Genomic DNA, 18,429 nt, shown 5'->3' on the forward strand with positions numbered 1-18,429 from the left:
CCCCACGGACCGGCCGGGTGGCGGGTCCCACGCCAAAAACCCGTGGGCGGAGTCCGTCTGACGGACCTTTCGGTCTCCGTGCGGCCCGGGGGCGGAGCGCGGCGGCCGCGCTCAGGCGGGGTGCAGGGTGAGGCTCGTGTGCAGGGACAGGGCGGAGGCGTCGGTGAGTGCGGCGATCTGGTCGACCAGGATCCTCTTGCGCGCCCGGTCGTCCACCGCGCTCTCGTACTGCGCGCGGAACTGCGGTTCCAGCCCTTCCGGTGCGCGGGCGGTGAGTGCGGCGGCCAGCTCCGCGATGACGATGCGCTGTTCGGCGCGGATGACCTCCTGTTCGGGGCGCTGCATGACGTAACGGTCGGCGACGGCCTTGAGTACGGCGCATTCGTTGCGCGCCTCGCGGGGGACGACGAGCTGCGCGCCGTACCGGCTGAGGCGTCCGGGGCCGTGGTGCTCGAACGTGGCGGCTTCGGCGGCCTGGCAGAACCGGCCGATGAGCTGGCTCGTCGCGTCCTTCAGCCGGGCCTGGGCGACGGCCGAGCCGTCGTAGCCGTGCGGCCACCACTCCTGGCCGACGAGCCGGTCGAGCGCCTCGGCGAGCTCCTGCGGGTCGGTGTCCGCCGGTACGTACCGGCCGATGGCGACCGCCCAGATCTCGCGCCGCTCCGGCTCGGCGAAGAGACAGCTGGGGTCGATGTGCCCGGCGTGCAGCCCGTCCTCGAAGTCGTGCACCGAATAGGCGACGTCGTCGGACCAGTCCATGACCTGGGCCTCGAAGCAGGTGCGGCCCCCCGGCGCCCCCTCGCGGACCCATTCGAAGACCGGCAGGTCGTCCTCGTACACCCCGAACTTCGGGGAGCCGGGGTCGCTGGGGTGGCCGCCGCGCGGCCAGGGGTACTTCGTGGCGGCGTCCAGGGCGGCACGGGTCAGATTGAGGCCGACGCTGACGAGCTCGCCGCTGCGGGGGTCGCGCACGAACCGCTTGGGTTCGAGGCGGGTCAGCAGGCGCAGCGACTGCGCGTTGCCCTCGAAGCCTCCGCAGTCCGACGCGAAGTCGTTGAGCGCCTGTTCCCCGTTGTGTCCGAACGGCGGATGGCCCATGTCGTGGGAGAGGCACGCCGTCTCGACCAGGTCGGGGTCGCAGCCGAGCGCGGCCCCCAGCTCGCGGCCGACCTGGGCGCACTCCAGGGAGTGCGTGAGCCGGGTCCGGGGGCTGGCGTCCCAGGCGCGGCCGCGGGTGCCGGGGGTGACCACCTGGGTCTTCCCGGCGAGCCTGCGCAGGGCCGCCGAGTGCAGCACGCGGGCGCGGTCGCGCTGGAACGCGGTGCGGCCGGGGCGTTTGTCGGGCTCGGTGTCCCAGCGCTCGGTGTCCCGTGCCCCGTATGCGGCCGTGTGCGTGTCGTGGCTGCCGTGCGTACCGTCCATGGTTGCGACAGTAATCGGCGGGGCTGACAAACCCGGGTCAGGCGGACGTCAGGAGCCGCTCGTTCACCGGGGACGCGTATCCGAGTGCCTGGTCGTACCGGTGCAGGAGCAGCCGGGCCATCGCCGGGTGCGCGCCGAGCGGGGCGGCCGCGGCCGCCGGTGCGGCGGCGGCCGCGGCGGTGGCGAAGCGGCCGGGTGCGGTGAAGTACGAGGCGATGGCGATCCGGTGGCGTCCCCGGGCGGCGAGGGCGCGCACGGCGGCCGGGACGGTGGGTGCGGAGGCGGAGGCGTAGGCGGGCACGACGGGTATGCCGCCGAGCCGGTCGCTGAGCATCCGGGCCGTGCGGCGGGTGTCGGTGGCGGAGTCGGGGTCGCGCGATCCGGCGGCGGCGAGCACGACGGCGGCGCTGCGGCTCGTCCCGTCCCCCGGGTCCCAGCCGGTTTCGACGAGCCTCCCGTGGAGCGCCTCGACGAGCAGCGGATGCGGGCCGAGCGGTGCGGCGATCCGGCTCCGCAGGGCGGGTGCCGCGGCGGCGGCCGCGGGCAGGTCGTGCTTGACGTGGTGGCCGCGGCTCAGGAGCAGGGGGACGAGTACGGCGTCGCCCGCGCCCACGGCGGCCAGGGTCGTGGGCAGGAGCGGCTGGTTGAGCTCGATGTGTCCGAGCCGGACGTCGAGGCCGGGGCGGAGTTCCCTGACCCGGTCGAGGAGTTCGAGGACGGTGTGCAGGGCCCTGGGGTCCCGGCTGCCGTGCGCGACGGCGACCAGGGCGGGGGCGGGTGTGCCGCCGGCCACGGGGGCGGGCCAGGCGTGCTGCCGGGTGCGGTGCATGGGCCTGCGGGTTCCGTTCAGGGAGACGAGGCTGAGCTGGGTTCCGAGTTGGTCGGTGATGCGGGTCAGGAGTTGCGCGGTGCTGTCGAGGGGCAGGGACTCACGGGGGTGTTCCGACGCCGGCTCCTTCATGAACCGATGGTGCGGGTCGGACGTTGCCGTGCCGTTGCGCGAGGGTGACGGGTGTTTGCCATGGGCTCACGGCCGATGTCGCGGACGAGTGAACTGTTTCGGCCTGTCGTTCGTCCGGTCATAGGGGCGTCAGAACGTGATGACGGCGGACCGATAGGGGGCTTGGGTGCCGAGGGGACGACTGAGATGGCCGGGCATGCCCGGATGGGCGGGACGACCGAGACGGCTGGGACGGCTGAGGCCGTCGCTGCCGCGGACCCGCCGCGGGCAGCGGCTGGTCGTGCAGGGGCTCATGGTGGCCTGTGTGGTCGGCCTCGCGCCCGCCACCTGGATGCATGCCACGGCCGACGCGCGGGTACGGACGACGGCGGACGCGCCCGCGCAGCAGGTCGCCGTCGTGTTCGGGGCCGGGCTGTGGCGGGGCAGGCCGTCGGCCTATCTCGCACACCGGCTCGACGCCGCCGCCGAGCTGTACCGGACGGGCAAGGTGAAGGTCGTGCTGGTCACCGGGGACAACAGCCGGGTGGAGTACGACGAACCGGACGCGATGCGGACGTATCTCACCGGGCGCGGGGTACCGGACGGGCGGATCGTCAGCGACTACGCCGGATTCGACACCTGGGACTCCTGTGTACGGGCCAAGAAGATCTTCGGGGTCGACCGGGCGGTCCTGGTGAGCCAGGGATTCCACATCCGGCGGACGATCGCGCTGTGCCGCACCGCGGGGATCGACGCGTACGGGGTCGGGGTCGACGCCGTACACGACACCACGTGGTACTACGGCGGCGCGCGGGAGATGTTCGCCTCGGCGAAGGCGGGGCTGGACGTCGTGTTCCGGCCGGATCCGCAGTTCCTGGGGCCGCGCGAGCAGGGGGTCTCGGAGGCGCTGGCCTCGGACTGAGGCGGCGCCGGGGCCCGGTAGGAGCCGGGCCCAGGGGGCGGACTCACGGCCGGGTCCTGGCGGACCTCACCGTCCATCCAAGGGGCGGACCTCACCGTCGGGTCCGGGGCGGGCTGAGGTGGGTGTACCTGGGGCGTAACCGGAAACACCGGCCCTCGTAATACCCGGCTCGCACGCTGGGCGCATGGCCCGCACCGAGACTTCCACCCACTGCCCGTACTGCGCCCTGCAGTGCGGGATGAATCTGCGACCGGTCACCGATGGCGCGGTGGTCGAGGTCGTGGAGCGTACCGACTTCCCCGTCAACCGGGGAGCGCTGTGCGGCAAGGGCCGGACCGCGCCCGCCGTGCTCTCGTCGGCGGTACGGCTGACCGGGCCGCTCGTACGCAACACCGTGAGCGGCGAGCTGGAGCCGGCCGGCTGGGACGAGGCCCTGGAGCGGATCGCCGACGGGTTGCGCGCGACCAGGGCGGCACACGGGGCGGACGCCGTCGGTGTGTTCGGCGGGGGCGGGCTGACCAACGAGAAGGCGTACACGCTCGGGAAGTTCGCCCGGGTGGTGCTCGCCACCTCCCAGATCGACTACAACGGCCGCTTCTGCATGTCGTCGGCGGCCGCCGCGCACCAGCGGGCCTTCGGCCTCGACCGCGGACTGCCGTTCCCCCTGGAGGACATCCCCCGCACCGGGTGCGTGATCCTCGTCGGGTCGAACCTCGCCGAGACGATGCCGCCCGCGCTGCGCTATCTGACCGAGCTGCGGGAGAACGGCGGCAAGCTGATCGTCATCGATCCGCGCCGCACCAGGACCGCCGAGCAGGCGGACCTCCACTTGGCGCCCAGGCCCGGCACCGATCTGGCGCTCGCGCTCGGCATGCTGCATCTGGTGGTGGCCGACGGCCGGGTGGACGAGGAGTTCATCGCCTCCCGTACGAACGGCTGGGACGAGGCCAGGGCCGGGGTGATGGCGCACTGGCCGGAGCTGGTGGAACGCATCACCGGGGTGCCGGTGCCGCAGCTGCGCGAGGCCGTCGGGATGTTCTGCGGTGCGGAGACCGGCATGGTGCTGACCGCCCGGGGCCCCGAGCAGCAGGCGAAGGGCACCGACACGGTCGGCGCCTGGATCAATCTCTGTCTGGCCACCGGCCGGGCCGGGCGCCCCCTGTCCGGCTACGGCTGTCTGACGGGTCAGGGCAACGGGCAGGGCGGCCGCGAGCACGGCCAGAAGGCCGACCAGCTGCCCGGCTACCGCAAGCTCACCGACCCGGCGGCGCGCCGCCATGTGGCCGGGGTGTGGGGCGTGGACCCTGATTCGCTGCCGGGGCCCGGACGCAGTGCGTACGAGCTGCTCGACGCGCTGGGGTCGGAGGTGAAGGCGTTGCTGGTGATGGCCTCCAATCCGGTCGTCTCCGCACCGCGCGCCGGGCACGTCGAGGAGAAGCTGCGGTCGCTGGACTTCCTGGCGGTCGCGGACGTGGTGCTGTCGGAGACGGCGGCGCTGGCCGATGTGGTGCTGCCGGTGACGCAGTGGGCGGAGGAGAGCGGGACCACGACCAATCTGGAGGGCCGGGTCCTGCTGCGGCAGCAGGCGGTGACCGCTCCGCGGGGAGTACGCAGCGACCTGGAGGTGCTGAACGGTCTGGCCGCGCTCCTCGGGCACGGCAAGGGCTTCCCTACCGACCCCAAGGAGGTCTTCGACGAGCTGCGGCGGGCCTCGGCGGGCGGCCCGGCGGACTACGCGGGCATCACCTACGAGCGGATCGTGGCGGAGGACGGGGTGTTCTGGCCCTGCCCGGACGAGGGGCACGCCGGTACGCCGCGGCTCTTCCTGGACCGGTTCGCCACGGACGACGGGCGGGCCAGGTTCGTCCCGGTGACGCACCGCCCGGCGGCGGAGGAGACCGACGCGGAGTACCCGGTGGTGCTGACGACCGGACGGGTCGTCTCCCAGTACCAGTCGGGGGCGCAGACCCGCCGGGTGGCGGAGCTGAACGCGGCGGCGCCCGGCCCGTTCGTGGAGCTGCATCCGCGGCTCGCGGAGCGGATCGGGGTGGCCGAGGGCGACGCGGTCGCGGTCACCTCGCGACGGGGGCGGGCCGTGGCGCCCGCCCGGATCACCGTGACGATCCGGCAGGACACCGTGTTCATGCCGTTCCACTGGCCGGGCGAGGGCCGGGCCAACACGCTGACGAACCCGGCCCTGGACCCGGTGTCGCGGATGCCCGAGTTCAAGGTGTGCGCGGTGCGGGTGGAGCCCGCCGGGTGAGCCAGTTCCCTCCTGGGATTCTGGTGCCGCCCGCGCGCAGCGAGCGGGTGACGGCGGCGGCCGCGAGATAGACCCAGGCGGTGGTCGTGGCCGTTTCCACCCGGACGTCCCTGGCCACCCGCTCGTACAGATTGCGCGGGTGGCCAGGCCCGGCGTACTGCTCCAGCTGGTCGAGCTGCCCGAGCAGTTCCCCGTACGCTCCGGGCGCCGGAACGACGAGGGCGCCGTGGACCACGCCGTGGCCCTCGATGGCGTACGGATAGCCGGGACCCTCGTAGAGGAGCGCGCCCGGCAGCAGGGCCGGTTCCTCCCGGGCCGTGCGGCCCAGGAGGAACCGGTCGTGGTTGCGCTGTCCCGGCAGGAGCGTGCCGTAGACGAAGAACGGCAGTTCGCCGACGGTCACAGCGCCACCACGGGTGCCGTCTGTGCCGTCACCCAGGCGAGGTAGCTGGCGCTGCCGCGCACCACGGGGATCGCGATGATCTCCGGGGTCTCGTAGTCGTGCACCGCCTCGATGTGCTCCTCCAGCTCCTCGTACCGCTCGGCCGTCGTCTTGAGCAGCACCTGCCACTCCTCGGTGGACTCGATGGCGTTCTCCCACCGGTAGACGGAGGTGACGGGTGCGGAGATCTGCGCACAGGCGGCCAGCCGGGCCTCCACCGCGCCGCGGGCCAGGGACCGGGCTTTCTCCTCGCTGTCCGTGGTGGTCAGTACGGTCAGCCATGCCGGCTCGGTCATCGTCGGGCTCCTCGGGAGTGCGTACGAAAGGCGGTCTCCTCGCATTGTCGGCCGGGAGGAGGTCAGGCGCCGTACGGTCGGCGCGTCTTGGCGTCACGCAGCGCGTGGCCCCACCAGACCAGCTGGTCGAGCATCGACTTGGCCGCCGCGTCGGGGACGGCGGGGTCCTTGTGGCGGCCCTCGTCGTCGAAGTGGGTGCCCGCGTGGTGGAAGGACACCGTGTCGCGCATCGAGACGGCGTGGAGCTCTGCGAAGACCTGGCGGAGCTGCTCGACGGCCCGGAGGCCGCCGGAGATGCCTCCGTACGAGACGAAGGCGACGGGTTTGGCCTGCCATTCGGCGTGGTGCCAGTCGATGAGGTTCTTCAGCGGGGCCGGGAAGGAGTGGTTGTACTCGGGGGTGAGGACGACGAAGGCGTCGGCGTCGGCCAACCGGGGCGTGACCCGAGCGAGTTGGGCCTGCGCGGCGGGGTCGGGGCGGTAGGAGAGGGCGAACGGGAGGTCCAGTTCGGCGACATCGATCAGTTCGGTCTCGATGCCGGGGTGGCCGGCGGCCCGGGAGAGGAACCAGTCGGCGACGACGGGGCCGAAGCGCCCTTCGCGGTTGCTGCCGAGGATGACCGCCACCTTCAGCGGCGCGACGGTGGCGGTGGATACGGATGCGGATGCGGATGCGGAAGCGGTGAGGTCCATGCCCAGAGGCTCGTGCCTCAACCAGACTTGAGGTCAAGCCCGCCGGACATCGCGCTTCCCGGCATACGGTGGACGGTATGACAACTCCCGAACAGGCGCTGTACGTCGAGGTCAACGGGCATCCCGCGACCGAGGACGATCTGCGCGTCGCCGCCTTCTTCGCCTACGGCCACTTCACGGCCATGCAGATCAGGGACGGGAAGGCGCGCGGCCTGGATCTGCACCTCGCCCGGCTGGACGCCGGGAACCGCGAGCTGTTCGGCCTCCCGCTGGACGGTGAGCGGGTGCGCGGGCTGATCGGGCACGCACTGGAGGGCGCGGGGGTGGTGGACGGCTCGGTGCGGGTGCACGGCCTCCTGCCGCCGGGCGATACGGCGACGACCGTGATGGTGACGGTGCGGCAGCCCGCGTGGATGGCCACCGCCCCGAAGGGCCTGATGTCCGTCCCGTACGCTCGTGCGGTGCCGCACATCAAGCGCCCCGGCGAGTTCGGCCAGACCTACTACGGACGGCTGGCGGAACGGGCCGGTTTCGATGAGGCGCTGCTGACCGCGCCCGGCGGGGTGGTGACGGAGGGGGCGGTCACCAACATCGGCTTCTGGGACGGCACTTCGGTGGTCTGGCCCAACGCTCCCGCCCTGACCGGCATCACGATGGCGCTCCTGGAGCGCGGGCTCGGCCGGGCCGGCTCGGTGCGGCGACCGGTGACGCTGGAGGATCTGGGGACGTACCGGTCGGCGTTCGTCAGCAACTCGCAGGGCATCGCGCCCGTCCACCGGATCGACGACCAGCACTTCGAGGCCGATGAGACCCTGATGGGGCGGCTCGCGAAGGTGTACGAGGACACCGCCTGGGACAGCGTCCGCTAGGCGCTCACCGGAGGCCGGGCGCCACCGGGTCCGGTTCGGGCGTCCGCTCACGTGCTGGAGCATGGGCCCCATGCAGATCCACATCGAAGCCACCGCACTCCCGGGCCGCACCTGCGGGCCGGACACCGACTTCCCCGGCTACGAGAACATCCACGTCGGCGTGCAGCGCAAGGACAGGCCGGGCGAGCTGCTCGCGCCGCACCCCGGTGACGCCCTCTCTGCCGCCTGGACGCTGGACTGCGTCGTCGCTCCCACGCAGGACGGCGTGGAGGTGTCGGGGCCGTACGTGCAGAACCGGCTCGGCGGGCGCTTCGTCTATCTGTCGTGGGGCACGGTGGACGACTCCGGGCTGTTCTCCATGTTCCGGCGGGCCAAGCTGATGTTCAGCGACATCGCCCCTGACGTCCTCGCCTCGGCCGTACGGACCGGGCACCTCACCGCGCGGCTCCCGCTGAGCGACGCGAAGGGGCAGCCCCTGTGCGGCCGGGTGCGCCCGCCGGTCATCGAATGGAGCGCCACGGGCGGAGCGTGAGCCCCCGCATGACACCGCCCCCACGAACCCGGGGGGGGAGGGTCCGTGGGGGCGGTTGCCAGGGGGTTGCGGCGGGGGGATGCCGCGTCCCGTGGGGGGTGTGTTTCGTGTGCCCTCGACCGCCGGGGCCATGCGTGTGATCCCGGTCACACCATCCCGTCGGCTCGTCACTCGATCGGCACGGGGCGCCCCGCAGCCGACCGAACAGCCCAGTCGCACCGCCGTGACCTGCACCGACGCCCGGGGCAAGGGCACCGCGCCGGTCCGAACGGGTGAAAGCTGACCAGTCGTCAGCAGGCGTGGGCGGCGGGGCGCCCGTTATCTCGGAGACAGGACACACCCAGCTCGCGCCGTCTCCCCGGAGGAATTCCCCATGCGCAGTCCTGCCCGCCTCGTGACCGGTACCGCCGCCGCGGCGCTCACCGTCGCCGCGCTCGGCCTCACCCTCGCCACCCCGTCCGCGTACGCGGGAGACCTCGGCCGGCTGGAGATCACCCCGGCGACCGCCACCCCCGGGGCCACGGTCACCGTGAGCACCACCGCGTGCGGACCCGACGGCTCGGGCATCGGCGACGCGAACTCCCTGGACGCCGGTGACTTCGAGCTCAGCCCCGGCACCCACAAGGAGGCCGTGGTCGGCCGGTTCACCGTGCCGCACGACACCAAGCCCGGAACGTACGGCATCGGTGTCTCGTGCGACAACGGCAAGGAGGCCGGCGGGGACCTGGAAGTGACCGGGGGCGGTGGGAGCCACAAGCCCGACCCCCCCAAGCCCGACCCCCCCAAGCCCGACCACAGCCGGCCCTCCGGACACGTCAGGACGGGCGTCGGCGGCAGTGTCGGGCCCGACACCGCACAGATCGCCGCGGGCGCCGGTGTCATCGCCGCGGGTGCCGTCGGCGGGGCGCTGCTGATGCGCCGCCGGGCGAACGGCACACACGGCGGCTGACGGGACAGGGCACCCGCCTCGCGAGCCCGCCCCGGCACCGCCGGGGCGGAGGCTCCCCGTGCCCCCGTCCGCGCCCCTCCCGCCCGCTCACTCCGCAAGGACGACCACGTGTCCCAGAAGGCACTGAAGGCCAAGGGCTGGCTGGTGGGCATCGCCGTGCTCTGCGGCATCTGGCTGATCCAGAACGGGTCCGACACCCTGCTGGTGCCACCCCAGCCGGCCGCCGCCGAGTCCTTCGCCGCCGGTCCCCAGCTCCCGCCGGGCCCCCCCGTCGCCGAACCGATGCGCCCGTCCGAACCGGTCCGCATCCGCATCCCCGGCATCGAGGTGGACGCGCCGATGATGCGGCTGGGGCTGGGCAGGGACGGCAGCCTCGACGTGCCGCCGGACGGGAACCGCAACGTCGCCGGCTGGTTCAAGGACGGCACCCCACCCGGCGCCAAGGGCACCGCGATCGTCGCCGGCCATGTCGACAACGCCGAGGGCCCGTCCGTCTTCTACTCCCTGGGGGCGCTGAAGCGGGGCACCCCGGTCGAGATCGACCGCAAGGACGGACGCACGGCCGTCTTCGCGATCGACGCGATCGAGGTGTACGACAACGAGGACTTCCCCGACCAGCGGGTGTACGGCGAATCGCCGCACGCCTCGCTCCGGCTGATCACCTGCGGCGGCGGGTTCTCGGAGAAGACCGGCTACCAGGGCAACGTCGTGGCGTACGCACACCTCACCGAGGTGCGGTGAGCGGCCCGGTCAGGCCGTCCACTGATCGAAACCGAGCTTGGCGACCAGCGAGAACACCACGACCAGCAGCACACCGCGGACGAACTCGCTGCCCTTCCTCAGCGCCATCCGCGCGCCGAACATGCCGCCCGCCAGATTGAATACGGCCATCAGCGCGGCCAGTTGCCACAGCACCGTGCCCTGGTAGGCGAACATCGCCAGCGCCCCGGCGTTCGTACAGACGTTGACGATCTTGGCGTTGGCGGAGGCGGTCACCAGGTCGAGGTGGAGCACCGCCGTCAGCGCGAGCACCAGGAAGGTGCCGGTGCCCGGCCCGAAGAGCCCGTCGTAGAAACCGATCCCGCCGCCCACCAGCACGATCGCGGTGACGGTCCGGGCCCGGGTGACCTTCCGGCCCGTGCCGTCCCCCGCGACCGCCGTACCGAACGCCGGCCGCAGCAGCACGAAGGCCGCGACGCCGAGCAGCACCACCATGATCACCGGGCGCAGGACCTCGCTGCTGATCCCGGCGGCGAAGAACGCGCCTGCCATCGAGCCGGTCAGCGCCATGAGACCGATCCGTACGGCCGTGCCCACCTGCACCGGGGCCTTGCGCAGATACGTCACCGCGGCGCCCGAGGTGCCGACGATCGCGACCGCCTTGTTGGTGCCGAGGATGTGCGCGGCGGGCACCTGGGGCAGCCCCAGCAGCATCGCGGGCAGGAGCAGCAGCCCTCCCCCGCCGACCACCGCGTCGATCCAGCCGGCCGCCGCGGCGGCCAGGCAGAGGAGAACGAGGGTGGTCAGCGTCATCTCGGGCATGATCCCGACCCTAAGCTGCCGGCCACGCCTGCCCGCACGCCCCCTCACACACCCGGAGGGGCCGCCCGTCGGACCCCTCACACACCCGGAGGGGCCGCCCGTCGGACCCCTCACACCCCGGCCGGCTCCGCGCTGAGCGCAAGGTTCCTCCCGGGAAACAGCGGGGATGCGGTCGGGTAACACCCGCCGCGCACTCTCGTCGTCATGAGGACACAGACGGAGAACACGGCGCGCGTGGTGGTGATCGGCGCCGGGATGGCGGGCGCACGGCTCGCCGCCCGGGTCCCCGGCGTCACCGTCATCGGCGAGGAGGAGCACGCCCCGTACAACCGGGTGCTGCTGGCGGAGGTGCTGGCCGGACGGTACGCGCCGGACGTGATCGCCCTGCCGCCCGCCGAGGTACGGCGCGGGGTCCGGGTGGTCCGTATCGATCCGGCCGACCGGCTGGTGCACTGCGACGACGGCAGTGTCGTCCGGTACGGGCGCCTGGTGCTCGCCACCGGTTCCAACCCGGTCCTGCCGCCGCTGCGAGGTCTCGGGAACACGCTGCCCGACGGGGTGCATCCGTTCCGCACCCTCGACGACTGCCTGGCCCTGCGCGCGGCGGTACGTCCCGGAACACGCGCCGTCGTCATCGGCGGCGGCCTCCTCGGGGTGTCCGCCGCCCGTGCGCTCGCCGAGTGCGGCGCGCAGGTGGTGCTGGCCCAGCAGGGCGAACACCTCATGGAACGGCAGCTGGACGCCGAGTCGGCCGGTCTGCTGCGGCGCCACCTCGAAGCCCTCGGGGTGGAGGTGCACACCGAGTGCCGCGTCCGCGGCCTGCGCTGCACAGACTCCGCGGTACGCGCCGTGGAGCTCGCCGACGGCTACGAGCTGGAGGCCGAGATCACGGTGCTGGCCTGCGGGGTCCGCCCCCGCACGGGCCTGGCGCTCGCCGCCGGCCTCGACGTGCGCAAGGGCATCGTGGTGGACGACGAACTGCGCACGTCCGACCCGTACATCCACGCGGTCGGCGACTGCGCCGAGCACCGCTCCACCGTCTACGGGCTGGCGGGCGCCGCGCTGGAGCAGGCGGACGTGCTGGCCGAGGTACTGGCCGGCCGCCCCGCCCACTACACCGGTACCCGGGCACTGACCCGGCTGACCCTGCGCTCCCCCGCCCCGGCGCTCGCCGCCGCACTCCCCGCGGCCCCCGCCGCGGCCCCGGTCACCGGGGCGCTCGACCTGGCCGCGTTCGGTGACTCCCGGCCGCTGCCCGGCGACGACGTGATCCGGCTGGCCGACGCCACCAAGGGCGCGTACCGCTCGGTCGTCGTCCGGGGCGACCGGCTGGCCGGCGGGGTGCTGTTCGGCGATCTGGGCGCGGTCGGGACCCTCGCCCGCACCTGGCAGAACGACGAACCGCTGCCCGCCGACATGTCCCTGCTCCACCTGCTCACCAACGACGGAGGTCTCTGAGATGCCGGTGCCCACTTCCCCGAACGCTCCCGCCGCAGGAGTGCCGACGATCGTGGTCGTCGGGCACGGCATGGTCGGCCAGCGGTTCCTGGAGGCACTCGCCGACCGCGGGCTGACCGCGACGGCGGGCACCGCCCGGGTCGTCGTGCTCTGCGAGGAGCCCCGCCCGGCGTACGACCGGGTCCAGCTGACCTCGTACTTCTCCGGGAAGACCCCGGACGATCTGTCCCTCGTCGAGCCGGACTTCATGGCGCGGCACGGCATCGAGCTGCACCTCGGCGACCCGGCCGAGACCGTCGACCGCGAGGCGCGCCGGGTGGTCTCCCGCTCCGGGCTGAGCTTCACGTACGACACGCTGGTCCTGGCGACCGGCTCCTACCCGTTCGTACCGCCGGTCCCCGGCAAGGACGCCGAGGGGTGCTTCGTCTACCGCACCATCGAGGACCTGCTCGCCATCGAGGAGTACGCGAAGACGGCGACGACGGGCGCGGTGGTCGGCGGCGGACTGCTCGGTCTGGAGGCGGCCGGAGCACTCAAGGGCCTCGGACTCGACACGCACGTCGTGGAGTTCGCGCCCCGGCTGATGCCGGTCCAGGTCGACGCGGGCGGCGGCGCCGCGCTGCTGCGCACCATCGAGAACATGGGTCTCAGCGTCCACACGGGTGTCGGCACGCAGGAGGTCACCGCGGACGAGAAGGGCGCGGTGAACGGCATGTCCCTCTCCGACGGTTCCTCCCTCGCCACGGACCTCGTGGTCTTCTCGGCGGGTGTACGGCCCCGGGACCAGCTGGCCCGCGACTGCGGGCTGGCGGTCGGCCAGCGCGGCGGCATCATCGTCGACGAGGAGTGCCGGACGTCCGACAGCGACGTGTTCGCGATCGGCGAGTGCGCTCTGGCCTCGGACGGCCGGGTGTACGGACTGGTGGCGCCGGGCTACGAGATGGCGCAGACGGTGGCCGGGGTGATCGCGGGCGAGCAGTCCTCGTTCACCGGCGCCGACCTGTCGACCAAGCTGAAGCTGCTCGGGGTGGACGTGGCCTCGTTCGGTGACGCGCACGGCGCGGCCGACGGATGCCTCGACGTCGTCTACTCGGACTCCCGCTCGGGGGTCTACAAGAAGCTGGTGATCGGCCAGGACGGCACCCTGCTCGGCGGGGTGCTCGTCGGGGACGCCGACCAGTACGGCACGCTGCGGCCGATGACCGGCACGGTCCTGCCCGTGGCGCCCGAGCAACTGGTGCTGCCGGCGGGTGCGGGCGGTCCGGTCACGCTCGGCCCGTCCTCACTGCCGGACGACGCGGTGATCTGCTCCTGCCACAACGTCACCAAGGGCGCGATCTGCGAGCACACCACCCTGCCCGAGGTGAAGAAGTGCACCAAGGCCGGTACCGGATGCGGGAGTTGCGTCAAGGTCATCGGACAGCTGCTGCCGCAGAGCGCCGACAAGGGCCTGTGCGGCTGCTTCTCGTACACCCGCAGCGAGCTGTACGAGATCGTCAGGACGCTGGGCACCACCTCGTACGCGGCGCTGCTCGACTCGCACGGCCGGCCCGCGGCGCGCGGCGGGGACGGCTGCGAGATCTGCAAGCCGACGGTCGGTTCGATCATCGCCTCGCTGGCGCCCACGCTCGGTGCGAGCGGCTATGTGCTGGACGGCGAGCAGGCGGCCCTCCAGGACACCAACGACCACTTCCTGGCCAACCTCCAGCGCAACGGCTCGTACTCGATCGTGCCGCGCATCCCGGGCGGCGAGATCACCCCGGAGAAGCTGATCGTGATCGGTGAAGTGGCCCGGGACTTCGGGCTCTACACGAAGATCACCGGCGGCCAGCGCATCGACATGTTCGGCGCCCGCGTCGACCAGTTGCCGCTGATCTGGACCCGGCTCGTGGACGCGGGCTTCGAGTCGGGGCACGCGTACGGGAAGTCGCTGCGTACGGTCAAGTCCTGTGTGGGGCAGACCTGGTGCCGCTACGGCGTGCAGGACTCGGTGAAGATGGCCATCGATCTGGAGCTGCGCTACCGGGGCCTGCGCTCCCCGCACAAGCTGAAGTCGGCGGTGTCGGGCTGCGCCCGCGAGTGCGCCGAGGCACGCGGCAAGGACTTCGGGATCATCGCCACCGCCAACGGCTGGAACCTGTACGTCGGCGGCAACGGCGGCGCCGAACCGCGCCACGCGGACCTGCTGGCCCAGGACCTGTCCGACGCCGAACTCGTGCGCCTCATCGACCGGTTCCTGATGTTCTACATCCGCACGGCGGAACGGCTGGAGCGCACGTCGACCTGGCTGGACCGGATCGAGGGCGGTCTCGACCACGTACGCGACGTCGTGGTCCACGACTCGCTGGGGATCTGCGCCGAGCTGGAACGGCTGATGACCGACCACGTCGCCGGCTACCGCGACGAGTGGGCCGAGACCATCAACGACCCCGAGCGGCTGCGCCGCTTCGTCACCTTCGTCAACGCACCCGACGCACCCGACCCCTCGGTGAAGTTCGTCCCGGAGCGGGACCAGGTCAAGCCCGACCTGGACATCCTCGCGGGACCGGTGCTCGCCATCCGCACACTTGAAGGGACCGCCTCCTGATGACAGTACAGACGGCAACGACAGAGACGGCGCGGGACACCCGGGTGATCCAACTCGCTCACGGAGACGGCTGGTTCACCGTCTGCGACCGCTCCCTGCTGACCCCGGGGCGCGGCGTCGCGGCCCTGCTCCCGGACGGCCGGCAGGTCGCCCTCTTCGTGGACCGGTCGGGGCAGACGTACGCGATCGACAACCGCGACCCGTTCACCGGCGCGTACGTGCTCTCGCGGGGCCTGGTCGGCTCCGCCGCGGGCCGTCCGTTCGTCGCCTCGCCCCTGCTGAAGCAGCGGTTCGATCTGGCGACGGGCAGCTGCCTGGACGACGACGAGGTCTCCGTACCGGTCTTCGGGGTACGGGCGGACTGACCGCGTGCGCGGAGCGTTCACCATCCGTTGACGCTCCGTCAACTGTGCCGCTCTACTGTCCTGACGCGCGACCCGCCGGCCGACCGGACGGCGGGCCCTCACGTCACCTGTGGAGTGATCGTGGAACGTCGGACCTTTCTGCGCACAGCGGTGATCGGCAGCTCGGCGGCGGCCTTCGGCGGCACCTTGTGGCGGGGCGCCGCCTTCGCGGCCCCCGCCCAGCCGGCCCCCGGCCCGTACGGAGCACTGCAGCCGGCCAACGCCAACGGCATCCTGCTGCCCAGTGGCTTCACCAGCAGAATCATCGCCCGCTCGGGTCAGACCGTCGCCGGAACCTCGTACACCTGGCACAGCGCGCCCGACGGCGGCGCCACCTTCGCCGACGGCACGGGCTGGATCTACGTCTCCAACGCCGAGGTCTCGTCGGGCAGCGGCGGCGCCAGTGCCGTGCGCTTCAACTCCGCGGGCACCGTCACCTCGGCCTCCCGCATCCTGTCCGGCACCAACAACAACTGCGCCGGTGGCCAGACCCCGTGGAACACCTGGCTGTCCTGCGAGGAGGTCAGCCGCGGCTTCGTGTACGAGACCGACCCGTGGGGCGTCAACGCGGCCGTGCAGCGTCCCGCGCTGGGCCGCTTCAAGCACGAGGCGGCGGCGGCCGACGCCGACCACGGCTACATCTACCTCACCGAGGACGAGTCGGACGGCCGCTTCTACCGCTTCCGGCCCACCACCTGGGGCAATCTGTCGAGCGGCACCCTTCAGGCGCTGGTGGCGGGCACCGGCACCTCCGGCCCGGTGACCTGGGCCAATGTCCCCGACCCGGACGGCTCACCCACCCTGACCCGCTACCAGGTCTCCGGCGCCAAGGTCTTCAACGGCGGCGAGGGCTGCTTCTACGCGGCGGGCACCTGCTGGTTCACCACGAAGGGCGACAACCGGGTGTGGGCGTACGACGCCAACAGCTCCTCGCTGTCGCTCGCCTACGACGACTCCCTCGTCACCAGCGGTACGGCTCCGCTGACGGGCGTCGACAACGTCACCCGGTCGGGCTCCGGTGACCTCTACGTCGCGGAGGACGGCGGCAACATGGAGATCTGCCTGATCACCCCGGCCGGCACCATCGCCCCGTTCCTGCGGATCAGCGGCCAGTCCGGCTCGGAGATCACCGGCCCGGCCTTCTCCCCCGACGGCCGGCGCCTCTACTTCTCCTCGCAGCGCGGCACGAGCGGGAGTTCGTCCGGCGGCATCACCTACGAGGTGACCGGGCCGTTCCGCAGCTAGTTCGCCGTCCGGCGGCGGCGGTGGGTCAGGACTGGCCCGCCGCCGCTGCCGGGTCCATCCACATGACCTCCCACAGGTGGTGGTCGGGGTCCTGGAAGGAGCGGCCGTACATGAAGCCGTGGTCGGACGACCGGGGTGTACGGAACTCATTCCACAGCCGCGGCCGCGTAGAAGGCGTTCCGGAAGGAGCGCCTTGCCGTGCTCAAGGCGCTCCCGGAGGAGTCCCGCCGACCGTCAGGACACGGCGAGCGGGGCACCGCCCCTGAGCAGCGATCCGCCCAGCGGTGTGAGCGTGTGCAGCACGGAGCTGCCGTGGCGCAGGGTGCGGACCAGGCCCGCTTCGCGCAGCACGCAGGCGTGCTGGCTCGCCGAGGCCAGGGAGACCCCGGCCCTGCGGGCGAGTTCGCTGGTCGTGCAGCCGTTGCCTATGGCGCCGAGTACGGCCGAGCGGGTGTGCCCGAGGAGCCGGCCGAGCCAGGGGCCCGGTTCGGCGAAGACGGGGGCGCCCGGGTGGGTGACCGGGTAGACGAGGACCGGTACGAGTTGCGGGTCGCGGTAGACGACCGGTGTGCCCCGGCAGAAGAAGGACGGCTGGAGCAGCAGCCCGCGCCCGTCCAGGCTCAGTTCGCGGTCGACGGGGTAGTCGGCCTCCAGCACGGGTGCCCGCCAGCGGATCATGGGCGGCAGGCCGGCCAGGAGTTCGTCCGCTCCTCCGTCGAGCAGGGCCCTCCCCCGTACGGCCCGGTCGGCCTCCACGCTCGCCTGTATGTGCGGCCAGTACGGCTCGACAGCGGCACGGTGGTAGCCGCGCACGGCGGCGATGAGCCGGCCGAGGGGCTCGGCGCGCCCCTCTGAGAGGGCGTCGAGCAGCGCCTCGGGCGAGCGGCCGCTCCGCCGCCCCTGCCCGGCCCCCAGGTGGGCCAGCTCGCTGTGCAGCCGGCCGACGGGGGTGTCGCGCAGGGCCTCCATGCCGACGTCGAGCGAGAAGGGCTCGGCGCCCTGCTCGGAGGGCGTGAGAAAGTCCGGGAAATATCCGCGCGGTGGAACCACCGCCGCCAACAGACGTGTTTCACCATTCAACCGGGTCCGGGATTCTGTACGCCATTTCCCGAACACCGAGGAAGCACGCCGGTCCCTCAGTCGGTGAAAACTGAGAATTGTTTCCCATAATGCGTCCGGCCGTGTGGCCATACGCACTTTGGAAAGGTCCATTCCGGACACATGGATGCGCAGCACCGATCCCCCACCTGTTGCAACCGCAATCGCCCCGTTCGAAGGGTATGCACACCGTCACACGACGTCACCACGGGGTTTCGGCCACAGTTGAAAGGTCTCGCTTGCATCCGCTTCACCCGAAAGGCTGTACGACGTCGGGCACGAAACCGGAGCCGCCGAAAGAACGAGCGAAGGCCGTGGGGGGCTTTGCCCGTTCGGCGGCGGTCGGCTCCGGTTACGGCTCCGTGTCCGGCGGGGGTAAGCCGGGTGCGGTCCATGGGTGGGGATCCATGGACCGCACCCCGGTCCGCTCACCGCACGGAATTTGCGCATCGAACGAGAAAAGGAACGGCTCTCAACCATCCGATTTTCAACGGAATCCGCACCGCGACTCCTGATTTCACGGAGGCCCGGATGCACGCCGCCCGACTTCCAGGTGACCGCTGCCCCAGTTCTCCGCGAACACAGCGAAGCGGCGGCACCCCCGCACAGGGTGCCGCCGCCTCTTCGGAGCTCCGGGGCCGCCGTCGGACCGGCGGGGGGCGGTCGGGCCGACGGCCGCCCCGGCGGCAGCCCGTCACCGCCCTGGGAGCGGCGGTGGCGCCCCGTGGACAGCGCCGCCCCCCGGCCCGCGTCCAGGCGGGCCACCCG

At 72.4% G+C, this 18,429-nt stretch carries 17 protein-coding genes and 1 pseudogene; 10 read left to right on the top strand and 8 right to left on the bottom strand.

Going from position 1 to position 18,429, the window contains the following annotated elements; genetic code table 11:
* Positions 1-111: 111 nt before the first annotated feature.
* Both ACFWSK_RS32470 and ACFWSK_RS32475 read right to left on the bottom strand, forming a co-directional pair.
* Positions 112-1,422, bottom strand: coding sequence for a deoxyguanosinetriphosphate triphosphohydrolase (locus ACFWSK_RS32470; protein WP_383794138.1), 1,311 nt, complete (start codon positions 1,420-1,422; stop codon positions 112-114).
* 37 nt (positions 1,423-1,459) lie between these two features.
* A complete protein-coding gene (locus ACFWSK_RS32475; protein ID WP_383794141.1) occupies positions 1,460-2,383 on the bottom strand; it encodes a sirohydrochlorin chelatase in 924 nt (307 codons plus the stop codon).
* A gap of 196 nt (positions 2,384-2,579) precedes the next feature.
* On the opposite strand from ACFWSK_RS32475, the gene ACFWSK_RS32480 reads away from it, so the two are divergent.
* Positions 2,580-3,284, top strand: coding sequence for a vancomycin high temperature exclusion protein (locus tag ACFWSK_RS32480; protein ID WP_383794144.1), 705 nt, complete (start codon positions 2,580-2,582; stop codon positions 3,282-3,284).
* A 184-nt stretch (positions 3,285-3,468) separates the two neighbouring features.
* On the top strand, positions 3,469-5,547 hold the full coding sequence (locus ACFWSK_RS32485) for a molybdopterin oxidoreductase family protein (protein WP_383794147.1): 2,079 nt from the start codon (positions 3,469-3,471) through the stop codon (positions 5,545-5,547).
* Here the strand turns inward: ACFWSK_RS32485 and ACFWSK_RS32490 are convergent.
* The 3 genes from ACFWSK_RS32490 to ACFWSK_RS32500 form a co-directional block, all read right to left on the bottom strand.
* The gene (locus ACFWSK_RS32490; RefSeq protein ID WP_383794150.1) at positions 5,510-5,950 is read right to left on the bottom strand and encodes a gamma-glutamylcyclotransferase family protein; all 441 of its coding nucleotides are present in this window, start codon (positions 5,948-5,950) and stop codon (positions 5,510-5,512) included. The genes ACFWSK_RS32485 and ACFWSK_RS32490 overlap by 38 nt on opposite strands.
* On the bottom strand, positions 5,947-6,285 hold the full coding sequence (cutA, locus tag ACFWSK_RS32495; RefSeq protein ID WP_383794152.1) for a divalent-cation tolerance protein CutA: 339 nt from the start codon (positions 6,283-6,285) through the stop codon (positions 5,947-5,949). The genes ACFWSK_RS32490 and cutA overlap by 4 nt, the downstream gene beginning before the upstream one ends.
* A 62-nt stretch (positions 6,286-6,347) precedes the next feature.
* The gene (locus tag ACFWSK_RS32500; RefSeq protein WP_383794155.1) at positions 6,348-6,977 is read right to left on the bottom strand and encodes an NADPH-dependent FMN reductase; all 630 of its coding nucleotides are present in this window, start codon (positions 6,975-6,977) and stop codon (positions 6,348-6,350) included.
* A gap of 77 nt (positions 6,978-7,054) precedes the next feature.
* Here ACFWSK_RS32500 and ACFWSK_RS32505 point away from each other — a divergent pair, with 77 nt between their 5' ends.
* The 4 genes from ACFWSK_RS32505 to ACFWSK_RS32520 all read left to right on the top strand — a co-directional run bounded on the left by ACFWSK_RS32505 (position 7,055) and on the right by ACFWSK_RS32520 (position 10,068).
* Positions 7,055-7,846 carry an aminotransferase class IV family protein gene (locus tag ACFWSK_RS32505; protein ID WP_383794158.1) on the top strand — a complete coding sequence of 264 codons (792 nt, stop codon included), beginning with the start codon at positions 7,055-7,057 and terminating at the stop codon, positions 7,844-7,846.
* A gap of 70 nt (positions 7,847-7,916) precedes the next feature.
* Complete coding sequence (locus tag ACFWSK_RS32510) at positions 7,917-8,378, top strand: DUF5990 family protein (RefSeq protein ID WP_383794160.1); 462 nt, start codon at positions 7,917-7,919, stop codon at positions 8,376-8,378.
* Between the two features lie 373 nt (positions 8,379-8,751).
* Positions 8,752-9,327: a hypothetical protein gene (locus tag ACFWSK_RS32515; RefSeq protein WP_383794163.1), complete on the top strand. Its 576-nt coding sequence runs from the start codon at positions 8,752-8,754 to the stop codon at positions 9,325-9,327.
* 108 nt (positions 9,328-9,435) lie between these two features.
* Positions 9,436-10,068, top strand: coding sequence for a class F sortase (locus tag ACFWSK_RS32520; protein ID WP_383794166.1), 633 nt, complete (start codon positions 9,436-9,438; stop codon positions 10,066-10,068).
* A gap of 9 nt (positions 10,069-10,077) precedes the next feature.
* On the opposite strand, the gene ACFWSK_RS32525 is transcribed toward ACFWSK_RS32520, so the two are convergent.
* Positions 10,078-10,869 (bottom strand): sulfite exporter TauE/SafE family protein, encoded by a 792-nt coding sequence (locus tag ACFWSK_RS32525; protein ID WP_383794169.1) that lies wholly within the window; start codon positions 10,867-10,869, stop codon positions 10,078-10,080.
* 204 nt (positions 10,870-11,073) lie between these two features.
* On the opposite strand from ACFWSK_RS32525, the gene ACFWSK_RS32530 reads away from it, so the two are divergent.
* The 4 genes from ACFWSK_RS32530 (at position 11,074) to ACFWSK_RS32545 (ending at position 16,563) form a co-directional block, all read left to right on the top strand.
* Positions 11,074-12,327: an NAD(P)/FAD-dependent oxidoreductase gene (locus ACFWSK_RS32530; RefSeq protein WP_383794172.1), complete on the top strand. Its 1,254-nt coding sequence runs from the start codon at positions 11,074-11,076 to the stop codon at positions 12,325-12,327.
* Position 12,328: 1 nt separating this feature from the next.
* Complete coding sequence (gene nirB / locus ACFWSK_RS32535) at positions 12,329-14,914, top strand: nitrite reductase large subunit NirB (protein ID WP_383794175.1); 2,586 nt, start codon at positions 12,329-12,331, stop codon at positions 14,912-14,914.
* Positions 14,914-15,279 (top strand): nitrite reductase small subunit NirD, encoded by a 366-nt coding sequence (gene nirD / locus ACFWSK_RS32540; protein WP_383794178.1) that lies wholly within the window; start codon positions 14,914-14,916, stop codon positions 15,277-15,279. Before nirB ends, nirD begins: the two co-directional genes overlap by 1 nt.
* A 120-nt stretch (positions 15,280-15,399) precedes the next feature.
* The gene (locus tag ACFWSK_RS32545; RefSeq protein ID WP_383794181.1) at positions 15,400-16,563 is read left to right on the top strand and encodes an alkaline phosphatase PhoX; all 1,164 of its coding nucleotides are present in this window, start codon (positions 15,400-15,402) and stop codon (positions 16,561-16,563) included.
* 25 nt (positions 16,564-16,588) lie between these two features.
* On the opposite strand, the pseudogene ACFWSK_RS32550 reads toward ACFWSK_RS32545, so the two are convergent.
* A pseudogene (locus ACFWSK_RS32550) lies at positions 16,589-16,687 on the bottom strand (glyoxalase); the annotation flags it as partial.
* Between the two features lie 110 nt (positions 16,688-16,797).
* Complete coding sequence (locus ACFWSK_RS32555; RefSeq protein ID WP_383794183.1) at positions 16,798-17,799, bottom strand: ArsR/SmtB family transcription factor; 1,002 nt, start codon at positions 17,797-17,799, stop codon at positions 16,798-16,800.
* Between the last annotated feature and the right edge of the window lie 630 nt (positions 17,800-18,429).

Origin of the sequence: Streptomyces sp. NPDC058620, assembly GCF_042717135.1 — a bacterium.
Taxonomy (GTDB): Bacteria; Actinomycetota; Actinomycetes; order Streptomycetales; family Streptomycetaceae; genus Streptomyces.

Coding starts and splice junctions, on each gene's coding strand:
- ACFWSK_RS32470 (WP_383794138.1), bottom strand. CDS start 1,422: ATGGACGGTACGCACGGCAGCCACGACACGCACACGGCCGCATACGGG.
- ACFWSK_RS32475 (WP_383794141.1), bottom strand. CDS start 2,383: ATGAAGGAGCCGGCGTCGGAACACCCCCGTGAGTCCCTGCCCCTCGAC.
- ACFWSK_RS32480 (WP_383794144.1), top strand. CDS start 2,580: ATGCCCGGATGGGCGGGACGACCGAGACGGCTGGGACGGCTGAGGCCG.
- ACFWSK_RS32485 (WP_383794147.1), top strand. CDS start 3,469: ATGGCCCGCACCGAGACTTCCACCCACTGCCCGTACTGCGCCCTGCAG.
- cutA (WP_383794152.1), bottom strand. CDS start 6,285: ATGACCGAGCCGGCATGGCTGACCGTACTGACCACCACGGACAGCGAG.
- ACFWSK_RS32500 (WP_383794155.1), bottom strand. CDS start 6,977: ATGGACCTCACCGCTTCCGCATCCGCATCCGCATCCGTATCCACCGCC.
- ACFWSK_RS32505 (WP_383794158.1), top strand. CDS start 7,055: ATGACAACTCCCGAACAGGCGCTGTACGTCGAGGTCAACGGGCATCCC.
- ACFWSK_RS32510 (WP_383794160.1), top strand. CDS start 7,917: ATGCAGATCCACATCGAAGCCACCGCACTCCCGGGCCGCACCTGCGGG.
- ACFWSK_RS32515 (WP_383794163.1), top strand. CDS start 8,752: ATGCGCAGTCCTGCCCGCCTCGTGACCGGTACCGCCGCCGCGGCGCTC.
- ACFWSK_RS32525 (WP_383794169.1), bottom strand. CDS start 10,869: ATGCCCGAGATGACGCTGACCACCCTCGTTCTCCTCTGCCTGGCCGCC.
- ACFWSK_RS32530 (WP_383794172.1), top strand. CDS start 11,074: ATGAGGACACAGACGGAGAACACGGCGCGCGTGGTGGTGATCGGCGCC.
- nirB (WP_383794175.1), top strand. CDS start 12,329: ATGCCGGTGCCCACTTCCCCGAACGCTCCCGCCGCAGGAGTGCCGACG.
- nirD (WP_383794178.1), top strand. CDS start 14,914: ATGACAGTACAGACGGCAACGACAGAGACGGCGCGGGACACCCGGGTG.